This window comes from Leucobacter sp. M11 (assembly GCF_035726885.1).
Lineage (GTDB): Bacteria > Actinomycetota > Actinomycetes > Actinomycetales > Microbacteriaceae > JAPFRB01.
Genome location: NZ_JAPFRB010000003.1, coordinates 385,067 through 395,229, shown reverse-complemented (window position 1 = coordinate 395,229; position 10,163 = coordinate 385,067). Strand labels below are relative to the sequence as shown.

Genomic DNA, 10,163 nt, shown 5'->3' with positions numbered 1-10,163 from the left:
TCGATGGCGTCCCAGAACACGGCGTGGGCGTCGGCCGGGTGCGGGACCCCGTGCCGGCGGAGCGCATCGACGAGGCCGGAGAGCGCGGTTTCGGCGACCCGCTCCCGGGCGGTCTCGGCCATGTGGCCGAAGCGAATGACCCGCCCGGCCCAGGCGGCCCCCAGCCCGCCAGCGGCGGCAAGCTGGTGCTCCTCGCTCAGCACGCGCAGGATCTCAGCGGCGGTGATGCCGGGCGGCGGGGTGAGCACCGTCACGGTGCGGGAGCGATGCTCTGGCTCGTCCAGGAAGCCGAAGCCGAGGTGCTCGGCGGCGGCCTGGAAGGCGCGGGAGACCCGCTCGTGTCGGTCGATCCGGGCCGGGAGGCCCTCCTCGTGGGCGAGCTCGCAGGCCCGCTGCAGCGCGAAGACGCCGTGGGTGTTCATCGACCAGTTCATCCGCCGGGCACCGAGCGCCTGCTCGCCGCCGCGCTCCGCGGGCAGCCAGGTTCGCCACCAGCGGGCGAGATCCAAGAAATAGGACCGGGCAATGCCCTCGGGGCGGCGGCGCATGACGTCGATCGCGCGCTCGCTGAAGCCGAGCATGGCGAGCCCGGTCATCCCGCCGAGGGTCTTCTGCGACCCGGCGACGACGACGTCCAGATCCTGGGCCTTCATGTCGAGCGGCACCGCGCCGAGCGCCGCGACCGCGTCGACCATCATGAGGCAGTCGTGCCGGTGCGCGAGCTCAGCCAGCTCGGAAATCCGCTCCCCGGACACCTCGACGCCGGTGCTCGTTTCCACCTGCGCCACCGAGAGCATCATGGGCCGGTGCCGGACGAGCGCCGCCTCGATCTCGTCGAGGCTCAGCCGCTCCCCCGGCAGCGCGGAGAGGGACACGGTGGGGATGTTCAGGGACGCCATGACGTCGAGGAACATCCCGCTGAACACGCCCGTGTGCAGGACGAGCACGGGGCGTTCTCCGTCCGTGAGCGTCGTGGCTGCGGCCTCCAGCCCGCCGCGTCCGCTCACGGGCACGATCACGACCTCTCCCCGCTCCGGCACCCCAAAGATGGGGCGCAGGAGGTCACAGGTCCGGTCGAGCTCCGCCGTGAACTCCGGATCGGAGTGGTGGATGACCGGACGCATCGTGGCCTGCAACACCCGGGGGTCAATCTGGGTCGGGCCGGGCTGCAACATGAAGCGGGACATGAGCGGGTTCTTCTTTCTCGGAGCTCGTGCGGGAATCGGGGTGCGCCGGATCAGCGGCGGCTCGTGGCGAGGCGCCGTTCGAGCCAGACCGCGAAGGCGTTGACCCCGAGGTTGATCACGATGAAGATCGCGGCCCCAACGATGAAGGTCGGCAGGAGGTTGTGGTACGCCCGCCCCACCTGGTTCACGGCGTAGACGAGTTCGTGGAAGGACACGATGTAGCCGAGCGCCGAGTCCTTGAGCAGCACGATCACCTGGGAGATGATCGTCGGCAGCATGGTGCGGAACGCCTGCGGCAGCAGGATCAGCCACATCGTGCGGAAAGAGCCGAGGCCGATCGACAGCCCGGCCTCGCGCTGCCCGCGGGGCACCGCGAGGATCCCGGCCCGGATAATCTCGGCGAGGACCATCCCGTTGAAGAGCGCCAGGCCGCCGACAACCGCGATGAACGCGGACACGTCAAACATCATGTAAATGGCGAACATGATCAACAGCACGGGCAGGCCGCGGAAGAACTCGATGCAGGCGGTGGCGATCACGCGGAGGAGGCGCCGCTCGGACAAGCGCATCAGGGCGAAGATGATCCCGATGCCGATCGCGAGCACCGATCCCAGGAGCGCCGACTTCAGGGTGTTCAGCAGGCCCTCGAACAGCACCTTCTGAATGTCCCCGTAGAGGAAGGGGGTCCACTTCTCCGGGGCGAGCTGCCCCGTGACCTGGAACCGGTACAGGACGTAGCCGAGGAGCGCGGCAAGGCCCGCCCAGACCAGGACCGAGATGATCCGGTTCCGACGCCGACCCAGCGGGCCAGGCGCCTCGTAGAGTGCGCTGAGATCGCTCATCGCTTCACCGCCATTTTGCGCTCGAGAACCGAGGCCAGCCAGCCCAGGCTCAGGGTCAGGATCAGATAGGCCCCCGCGGTCGCCACGAGGAGTGTGAGCACCAGGTCGCCGCGGATCTCGACGGCGTTGCGCATCGCCGAGATGAGTTCCTTGTTGTTGAAGGCCGAGGCAATCGAGGTGTTTTTGACCATCGCGATCACGTGGTTTGCGATCGGGGGCACCACGGCACGGATCGCCTGGGGCAGGATCACGAGCGTCACGCTCTGGGAGAAGGTGAGCCCGATCGACCGGGCGGCCTCGGCCTGCCCGATCGGGATCGTCGCGAAGCCGGAGCGGATCGCCTCGCTGATAAACGCGGCCGTGTAGCAGGAGAGCCCGATCACCGCGTAGATGAAGGAGCGCGTTGCGGTGTCGTCGCCAAACTTCACGTCGAGGTAGGGCAGGCCGAAGGCGCAGAAAAACAGCACCAGCGTCGACGGGGTGTTGCGCATGATGGTGACGTAGGCACCGGCGGCGCCTCGGAGCACCGGGATGGGCGAAATGCGCATGATCCCGAGCAGGGTCCCGAGCAGCATGGAGAACACGAAGGTCCACGACGCCAGCTTGACGGTGCCCCAGAACCCGGAAACAAACAGCTGAACGATTGCTTCGGTATCCATGGGCGTTCACTTCCTCTCGCCGGTGATGCGGCTGCTGTGGGGGGTGGGGGGTGGAAAAATGCGGGCGGCGCTCAGGGGGGGGGTGACCGCCGCCCGCGGTCGGTGCGCGTCCCGGGCGAAGCCGGGAGCAGAATTAGTAGCGGTCGATCTCGGGGATCGTGACCAGGGTGGCGTCGCCGAGCGTCGCCTCGAACATCTCGGTCCAGAGCCCGGACTCGGTCGCGGCCTCGATGGCGTCGTTCACGGCGCCGCGGAAGGCGTCGTCGCCCTTGGGCACGCCCAGGCCGAGCAGCTCGGTGCTGAAGCGCTCGCCGACCACGCGGAACTGGTCGCCGTACTCGGCGGCGAAGCCACGCAGCATCACGTCGTCGTGCGTGGCGGCGTCAACGTTGCCGGACTCCAGGTCGATCATGCACTTGGAGAGGGCGTCGTAGGTGACCAGCTCGATCTCGGGGTGGTCGGCCTGCATGCGCTGTGCGGGGGTGGCACCGTCGACGGAGCAGACCTTCTTGCCCTTCAGATCGGCCACGCTCGCGATGTCGCTGTCCTTGGCGACGAGCAGATCCTGACCGGCCTCCAGGTACGGGCCGGCGAAGTCGACGACCTTCTTCCGCTCGTCGTTGATCGTGTAGATCGAGGCGACCATGTCGACCTTGCCCTGCTGCAGGAAGAGCTCGCGGTTCGGGGCGGTGATCTCCATGAAGGTGATCTCCTCCGGCGCGAAGCCGAGGTGCGCCGCGACCATGCGGGTCATCTCGATGTCGAAGCCCTCCGGGGTGTCCTGGCCGGGCTTCTTGTTGCCGACGCCGGGGTAGTCAAACTTGACGCCGACGGTGAAGGCGCCCTTCTCCTTGGCGGCGGTCCAGGTGGGCGAGTCCGCGAGCTCGAAGTCGGTGTTGACCTCGTAGCTCAGGGCGCTGGCGCTCTCCTTCGGGGCGTCGCCCGGGGCGCCGCTCTGCGCACATCCGGACAGGGCGAGCGAGCCCGCGGCGACGAGCGCGGCGAGGGTGGCGAATTTCTTCATGGTGGTTCCTTTTCGTTGGGGTGCCCGACGGTGGGCAGCCTTGTGGACGCGCCGGGGCGCGGGTCTGGGTGCCGGGGTGTCCGGACCGGTCAGGAGGGTTAGTGCTTCAGGATCTTGGAGAGGAAGTCGCGGGCGCGATCCGTCTTCGGGGCGGTGAAGAAAGCCTCGGGCTCCTGGATCTCTTGGATGGAGCCGTCCGCCATAAAGACGACGCGGTTGGCCGCCTTCCGGGCGAAGCCCATCTCGTGGGTGACCACGATCATCGTCATGCCCTCGCGGGCCAGGGACTCCATCACCTCAAGCACCTCGGTGATCATCTCCGGGTCGAGCGCGCTGGTGGGCTCGTCGAAGAGCATCACCTTCGGCTTCATCGCGAGGGAGCGGGCGATGGCCACGCGCTGCTGCTGCCCGCCGGAGAGCTGCGCCGGGTACTTGTCGGCCTGGGCCGCGATGCCGACGCGGTCGAGCAGGGCGAGCGCCTCGGTCTTCGCCTGCGCCTGGGTCAGGCCGCGGACCTTGACGGGGCCGAGCGCCACGTTTTCGAGGATCGTTTTGTGCGCGAAGAGGTTGAAGGATTGGAACACCATGCCCACGTCGGCCCGGAGCCGGGCGAGGGCGCGGCCCTCATCGGGCAGGGGCTGGCCGTCAATCGTGATCGTCCCGGAGTCGATGGTCTCCAGGCGGTTGATCGTGCGGCAGAGCGTCGACTTCCCGGATCCGGAGGGGCCGACCACGACCACGACCTCCCCCTGGGACACCTCGAGGGAGATGTCCTGGAGGACATGGAGGGAGCCGAAGTGCTTATTGACCTGGGTCAGCGCAACCAGCGGCGGCGTCACGTTCTCGGCGTTCGTCATTGATTTCGTCCAGTCGATCAGGCGTGCGGGGGATGGTGCGGCTCCCCGGCTGGCCGCGGTGCCCGTTCCCGCCGAGCCGTTCGGAGCGGCGGGTACGGAGACAAGCTACGCGGAAGATTGATGATCTGCCAAATTTTTCGGGCGATATTTGATACCTATAAGGTATCGAGGACTAGGCAAGTTCCGGCATCATCGGGGCCTGATACCCGCTCAGAATGTCGACCACGTGCTCCAGCGCCGGGTTCCGATTGTCCCGGTGCCAGAGGGCGTGCAGCTCCAGCGGCTCCCCGCGGTGCTCGGGATCCAGGGGCAGGTAGGTGACGCCGTCCACCTGGAGCCTGCGCGTCGAATCGGCCACGAGCGCCACCCCGCGTCCGGCCCCAACCAGGGAGACCACGGTCACGTTCTGCGTGACCTGTTGCACCGATTTCGGCGCGGTCGCGCCGAGGAACTGGAGCGTCCGATCCGTGAAGTAGCGGGCCCCGGCCGGGTCGTAACTCAGCAGGTCCTCCCCCGCAAAATCCGCGGGAACCAGGGGGCGACCCAGGCTCGCGAGCCGGTGATGCTGCGGCACGGCGGCCACCATCACGTCCCGCTGCACCACGACCGATTCGTGGTCGAAGCGGTTCGGCGTCGGCCGCGCCAACCCGACGTCGAGCTCCACCTTGAGGCGCTCCTGGATGCCCTCCGAGGAGTCCTGCTCCTTCAGGATCACCTCGACATTGGGCAGCACGGAGTTCATCCGGGCGAGCAAATCGCCGAGGATGCTCACGCCGCTCACCGGGGTGAAGCCGAGCTGGAGGATGCCATAGGAGCCGCTCCCGGCCCGCCGGGTCAGCGTCGAGGCGTCCTCCGCGTGGGCGACCAGGCGCCGGGCCTCCGTCAGGAACACCTTGCCTGCGTAGGAGAGCCGCACGTTCCGGTTGTCCCGGTCGAACAGGCGCACCCCGACGTCGCCCTCGAGCCGCTGAATCAGGCGAGTGAGCGGAGGCTGGGACATGTGCAGGCGCTCGGCGGCCCGGCTGAAGTGCAGTTCCTCGGCGACCGCGATGAACGCCTTGAGCTGGTCGAACGTGAACATCGGAACCCTTCGCTGTGCTGGGCACGGCGAGAGCACCGGCCGCGTTGCCGCGCTGGTCCGCGGCGACGGACTCAGCGTAGGGGAGTTCGGCGGGCCGATGGACGGCCCGTGGGCTCCCCCGGCGCCAATGTTACCGAATTAGGCAACAATCACCAGCTTTGTGACCCCGGCTTCACCGGCCGAGCTCCTCGCGCTCCCGGGCCAGCTTCGAGGGCCACCAGATCTTCGGTCCGATGTCGTAGGCCAACGCGGGCACGAGCAGGGAGCGCACAATGAAGGTGTCGATCAGCACGCCAGCCGCGACGATGAAGGCGAGCTGCACCAGGAAGAGGATCGGCAGCACCGCGAGCGCGGCGAAGGTCGCGGCGAGCACGAGCCCGGCCGAGGTGATCACCCCGCCCGTGATCGACAGCCCGCGCAGGATGCCCTCGCGGGTGCCGTGCTTCACCGACTCCTCGCGCACGCGGGTCATCAGGAAGATGTTGTAGTCGATGCCGAGGGCCACGAGGAACACGAAGCCGAACAGCGGCACGACGGGGTCGGCCCCCGGGAACCCGAAGACGTGGTTGAACACGAGGGCAGACAGCCCCATCGCGGTGCCGAAGGAGAGCACGACGGTTGCGATGAGCAGCAGCGGCGCCACGACGGCGCGGAGCAGCAGCATCAGGATCACGAAGATCACGGCAAGCACGATCGGGATAATGAGGTTCCGGTCGTGCACCGCGGCGTCGTTCGTGTCGATTGCGGTCGCGGTCACCCCGCCCACAAGCCCCCAGCCGTCCAGCTCGGCGCGGATCTGGCGCACGGTGTCGCCCGCGGCGACCGAGTCCGCGGCGTCGTGCAGGGTCGCCTCCAGGAGCACCCGGCCGTCCGCCACGGTGGGCTCCGGGGCCGGGGTGCCGGGCGGGCCGACCGGCTGGAGCCCCTCGGCGGTGACCGGGGCCGATCCGCTCGGGCTGTCCGCGGTTGCGACCGAGACCTGGTCCACGCCCTCGGTGCCGAGCAGCACCTCGGCCGCGCGGCCCAGCTCGTCCTGCGGCACGGCGACGTAGGCGGGGCTGCCGGAGCCGCCCGGGAAGTGCTCGCCGAGGGCGACCTGTCCCTCGCGGGCCTGCGACTCCCCGAGCACGAACTCGCTCGCGGCCACGCCGTCGGCCTTGAGCTGGGTGAGCCCGAGCGCGCCGAGCGCGAGTACGGCCGCGGTGACCGCCCAGATCAGGCGGGGGCGGCGCGAGATCCCGCGGGTCAGCCCGCCCCAGAGCCCCGAGGTGGGCAGCTCCTGAGCGGCCCCGGCGCGGGCGGGGTCGAAGCGGGGGTGACGCGGCCAGAATGCGGCCCGCCCGAAGGCATAGAGCAGGGCGGGCAGCAGCGTGAGGGCGGCGAGCATCGCGAAGGCGATCCCGACGGCGGCCACCGGCCCGAGGGTCTTGTTCGAGTTCAGGTCGCTGAGCAGCAGGCAGAGCAGCCCCGCGATCACGGTGCCCCCCGAGGCCAGGATCGGCTCCAGGGACCCCCGCCAGGCGACCAGGGTCGCCGCGAGCTTGGATTCGTGTTCGAGCAGCGCCTCGCGATAGCGAGAAACGAACAGCAGGGAGTAGTCGGTCGCCGCCCCGATGACGAGAATGAACAGGATGCCCTGGGTCTGACCGCTGAGCAGGAAGATTCCGGCGTTGGCGAGGTGCCACACCGTGAGCAGGGCGACGCAGAGCGCGAAGAGGCTCGTCGCGAGCACGGCAACGGGCAGGAGGAGGGAGCGGTAGACGATGATCAAGATGAGGAACACCGCGCCGAGCGCGACCAGGAGCAACAGCCCGTCGATCCCGCTGAAGGCCGCGCCCAGATCGCTCGAGAAGCCGGCCGGTCCCGTGACGAACTCGGTGACCCCGGCGGGGACCGCGTCCGCGAGGTGCGCCCGGATCTCGTCCACCGTGTCGCCGAGGTTCGCGTCGGCGCTGATCGGCACGAAGCCCTGCACCGCCGCGCCGTCGTCGGAGGGCAGCAGCGGGGAGCGCCCCTCGGCGACGCCCGCGACGTCGTCGAGCCCGCCCACCGCCGTGTCGAGCGCCTCCAGTTGCTCGGGGGTGAGCGCGGAATCGCTCGTAAACACGAGCACGGCGGGCACGTCGTCCCCGTCCCGGAAGTCGCTGAGCAGCGCCTGGACCTTCGTGGCGTCGGCGCTCTCGGGCAGATACGCCGTCTGATCGTTCGAGGAGACCTCGCTGACCTTGCCAAAGTAGGGACCGCCGATGCCCGCGCCCGCAAACCAGACCAGGATCAGCAGGGCGGGGAGCAGCCACCGCACCACCCGCGGGACCCGGGACCCCGGTTCCCCGGCTGCGCGCCGGGCTGCGTCATGATCCCTGAGCTGCGACATGGCCCCTCCTCCATTTAGGTATCTCGGCTAGCTACTAACCTACCAGCTGTGCGCTCGGATACAATCGGAACCATGTCCACACCCTCCTTTCCGCGCGACTCGGTCTCCGGGACCCTGTTCCGCGTGGAGTCGAGTGATCCCTCGGGGGAGCTCGTCGACCGGGCGGGGCTCACCCCGGACACGATCGCCAGCGTCAACGAGCTGATGACCGCCCTCGGCGAACTCAAGCGGAGCGAACAGGCGCTCAGCGACGCCTCGCTGCGCTACATGAAGCTCAATCAGACGGACATGCGCGCCCTGCACTACCTGATCGTCGCGCAGAACACCGAGCAGCCCGTGACCCCGGGGGCCCTCGCCCTGCACCTCGGCATCTCGACCGCCTCGACGACGAAGATGCTGGACCGCCTGGAGCGGGGCGGGCACATTGTCCGCTCGCCGCACCCGAGCGACCGTCGCGCCCTCGTCATCACCATCACCGAGGACTCCCACCGGGCCGCCCGCGAGACCGTCGGCCGCCAGCACGCGAAACGCTTCGGGGCCGCGGCCCGGCTCAGCCCCGCGGAGCGCGAGACGGTGACCCGCTTCCTCCGCGACATGGCCGAGTCCCTCGCGCTCGGAGAGGACGCCGACTGGGCCCGTCAGCCGGGGCCCCCGCCGGGCGGCGACGCCGAGGAGCCGCGGTGAGCCGGGGGCTCACTCCGGGGCAGGACCTCATCGAGGTTCGGCTCGACGACGCCGTCTTCGCCTCCGTGGCCGAGCGGATTCGAGACCGGCTCGCCGAGCTGCCCGCGCACCGAATTGTCTCGCTGTCGACGAGCGCCGTAGGCGAATACCCGACGACCCTGATCGCGCTCCTCCTGATCGAGTACCTGCCCGGCTCCATTCCGGGCGAACCCCCCGCACGCTGACCCCTCGCCCCGGCGGGCACACAGCGTGGCGCTTACACGGATGGCGTCGCGTCTTCGCCCGGCACGGCCCCGGGGCTAGCGTCGGAGAGCACCGCGCGTTCCCAGCTCGCGACCGGTCCCGGGACCGCCCGGAACATGGGGTGCGGCTCGGGATCCTCATCGAGCGCGCCCAGCCGTTCCGGATCGCGGCTGGCGAGCTTCGCGGCGAGGTGCGCCCGCTCGAGGGCGAGCTGGCCCGCGGTCACGTCGATGCGCTCCTCACCCGCGTCCCGGATCTTGCTCGCGTCGAAGGAGTACCCGCGCCGCGTCGCCTCCTCCTGCACCGCGGTGAGGTACGTGCCCAGCGCGCGCTCCGGCACGGAGCACTCCCGGAAGCGCTCGAGCTGGGGGTGCGAGCGGTATCCGCGGGTCTCACCGCGGAGCACCGCCTGCGCGAGCAACGCCTCTCGCCAGCAGGCGGTCAGCCCGGCGCGGTCCAGGTAACGGGGGTGCAGGCTCCACAGTCTCATGCCCCCATTCTGCCGCCTGCGCGGTCGCCGGGGGCGCGCGCCCCCGGCGTCCCGGACCGGCTTAGCAGCAGCGCGAGCCCGGGTTCCGCTCCTCGTCCTCGCTGAGCATGCGCCAGAACTCGCGGGCGCTCGGCACGGGCTCGCCGGGGTGGGTCCGCCTGCGGTGCGCCGCGAAACGCTCGTATCGGGTCTCCCCGCTCAGCTCCCGCAGACCCTGCCAGAGTCGCGCGGGCAAGGCGGCGACGGCAGCGAGCACCGAGCCCATTAGTGTCCGCCTCCCCCGATGCCGTCGCGCAGCTCGGGCCGCTTGGCCCACTCCCGGTCGAGCGCCTTCTCGTTGGCGGTCGCGAGGAACCCGGCCGGGGCGAAGGTCCGCGAGGGCGTCGCCGGATCGTCCGTGTCCACCACGAGGCCGCTGCGGCGGGACCTCAGCGTGGCGATCGTGGCGGAGATGATGACGATGATCGCGAGCGTTACGAAGAGGATCGAGAGCGAGCCCTGGATGAAGGTGTTGCGCACCACGGCCTCCATCGCCTCCACCGTGCCCGCCGTGCCGTGCGAGGTGGCCCCGGAGGCGAGCGCGTCGCGGAACGCCACGTGGTTGGCCCAGTAGCCCACCGCGGGGTTGGGCGAGAAGATCTTGTACATCGAGGCGGTGATCGTGATGACGGCCGTGAACGCGAGGGGCACGATGACCACCCAGAGGTATCGGAAGTTCTGCT

At 69.6% G+C, this 10,163-nt stretch carries 11 protein-coding genes and 1 pseudogene; 2 read left to right on the top strand and 10 right to left on the bottom strand.

Features of this window, described 5'->3' with window-relative positions; translation table 11 throughout:
* From OOT08_RS10205 to OOT08_RS10175, 7 genes are all read right to left on the bottom strand, one after another.
* Nucleotides 1–1,187, bottom strand: a 1,187-nt coding sequence (locus OOT08_RS10205; RefSeq protein ID WP_325092543.1) for a pyridoxal-phosphate-dependent aminotransferase family protein, incomplete at its 3' end; no start/stop codon positions are given.
* Nucleotides 1,188–1,237: 50 nt separating this feature from the next.
* Nucleotides 1,238–2,029 carry an amino acid ABC transporter permease gene (locus tag OOT08_RS10200; RefSeq protein WP_325092542.1) on the bottom strand — a complete coding sequence of 264 codons (792 nt, stop codon included), beginning with the start codon at nt 2,027–2,029 and terminating at the stop codon, nt 1,238–1,240.
* Complete coding sequence (locus OOT08_RS10195) at nt 2,026–2,688, bottom strand: amino acid ABC transporter permease (protein WP_325092541.1); 663 nt, start codon at nt 2,686–2,688, stop codon at nt 2,026–2,028. Before OOT08_RS10195 ends, OOT08_RS10200 begins: the two co-directional genes overlap by 4 nt.
* A gap of 133 nt (nt 2,689–2,821) precedes the next feature.
* Nucleotides 2,822–3,712 (bottom strand): glutamate ABC transporter substrate-binding protein, encoded by an 891-nt coding sequence (locus OOT08_RS10190; RefSeq protein ID WP_325092540.1) that lies wholly within the window; start codon nt 3,710–3,712, stop codon nt 2,822–2,824.
* A 98-nt stretch (nt 3,713–3,810) separates the two neighbouring features.
* Nucleotides 3,811–4,569, bottom strand: coding sequence for an amino acid ABC transporter ATP-binding protein (locus tag OOT08_RS10185; RefSeq protein WP_325092539.1), 759 nt, complete (start codon nt 4,567–4,569; stop codon nt 3,811–3,813).
* Nucleotides 4,570–4,741: 172 nt separating this feature from the next.
* On the bottom strand, nt 4,742–5,650 hold the full coding sequence (locus tag OOT08_RS10180) for a LysR substrate-binding domain-containing protein (protein WP_325092538.1): 909 nt from the start codon (nt 5,648–5,650) through the stop codon (nt 4,742–4,744).
* Between the two features lie 172 nt (nt 5,651–5,822).
* Nucleotides 5,823–8,024: an MMPL family transporter gene (locus OOT08_RS10175; protein ID WP_325092537.1), complete on the bottom strand. Its 2,202-nt coding sequence runs from the start codon at nt 8,022–8,024 to the stop codon at nt 5,823–5,825.
* A 72-nt stretch (nt 8,025–8,096) separates the two neighbouring features.
* On the opposite strand from OOT08_RS10175, the gene OOT08_RS10170 reads away from it, so the two are divergent.
* Both OOT08_RS10170 and OOT08_RS10165 read left to right on the top strand, forming a co-directional pair.
* Nucleotides 8,097–8,708, top strand: coding sequence for a MarR family winged helix-turn-helix transcriptional regulator (locus OOT08_RS10170; RefSeq protein ID WP_325092536.1), 612 nt, complete (start codon nt 8,097–8,099; stop codon nt 8,706–8,708).
* A complete protein-coding gene (locus OOT08_RS10165) occupies nt 8,705–8,932 on the top strand; it encodes a hypothetical protein (protein ID WP_325092535.1) in 228 nt (75 codons plus the stop codon). Before OOT08_RS10170 ends, OOT08_RS10165 begins: the two co-directional genes overlap by 4 nt.
* Before the next feature lie 32 nt (nt 8,933–8,964).
* Here the strand turns inward: OOT08_RS10165 and OOT08_RS10160 are convergent, their stop codons facing one another.
* The 3 genes and pseudogenes from OOT08_RS10160 to OOT08_RS10150 form a co-directional block, all read right to left on the bottom strand.
* Nucleotides 8,965–9,441 carry a pyrimidine dimer DNA glycosylase/endonuclease V gene (locus OOT08_RS10160; RefSeq protein ID WP_325092534.1) on the bottom strand — a complete coding sequence of 159 codons (477 nt, stop codon included), beginning with the start codon at nt 9,439–9,441 and terminating at the stop codon, nt 8,965–8,967.
* Between the two features lie 61 nt (nt 9,442–9,502).
* On the bottom strand, nt 9,503–9,706 hold the full coding sequence (locus tag OOT08_RS10155; protein WP_325092533.1) for a YbdD/YjiX family protein: 204 nt from the start codon (nt 9,704–9,706) through the stop codon (nt 9,503–9,505).
* Nucleotides 9,706–10,163 (bottom strand): annotated as a pseudogene (locus tag OOT08_RS10150) (carbon starvation CstA family protein); the annotation flags it as partial. The pseudogene OOT08_RS10150 and the gene OOT08_RS10155, both read right to left, overlap by 1 nt.

What these genes read in the sequence shown, in the direction of transcription:
- OOT08_RS10200 (WP_325092542.1), bottom strand. Translation starts at nt 2,029, where the DNA reads ATGAGCGATCTCAGCGCACTCTACGAGGCGCCTGGCCCGCTGGGTCGG.
- OOT08_RS10195 (WP_325092541.1), bottom strand. Translation starts at nt 2,688, where the DNA reads ATGGATACCGAAGCAATCGTTCAGCTGTTTGTTTCCGGGTTCTGGGGC.
- OOT08_RS10190 (WP_325092540.1), bottom strand. Translation starts at nt 3,712, where the DNA reads ATGAAGAAATTCGCCACCCTCGCCGCGCTCGTCGCCGCGGGCTCGCTC.
- OOT08_RS10185 (WP_325092539.1), bottom strand. Translation starts at nt 4,569, where the DNA reads ATGACGAACGCCGAGAACGTGACGCCGCCGCTGGTTGCGCTGACCCAG.
- OOT08_RS10180 (WP_325092538.1), bottom strand. Translation starts at nt 5,650, where the DNA reads ATGTTCACGTTCGACCAGCTCAAGGCGTTCATCGCGGTCGCCGAGGAA.
- OOT08_RS10175 (WP_325092537.1), bottom strand. Translation starts at nt 8,024, where the DNA reads ATGTCGCAGCTCAGGGATCATGACGCAGCCCGGCGCGCAGCCGGGGAA.
- OOT08_RS10170 (WP_325092536.1), top strand. Translation starts at nt 8,097, where the DNA reads ATGTCCACACCCTCCTTTCCGCGCGACTCGGTCTCCGGGACCCTGTTC.
- OOT08_RS10160 (WP_325092534.1), bottom strand. Translation starts at nt 9,441, where the DNA reads ATGAGACTGTGGAGCCTGCACCCCCGTTACCTGGACCGCGCCGGGCTG.
- OOT08_RS10155 (WP_325092533.1), bottom strand. Translation starts at nt 9,706, where the DNA reads ATGGGCTCGGTGCTCGCTGCCGTCGCCGCCTTGCCCGCGCGACTCTGG.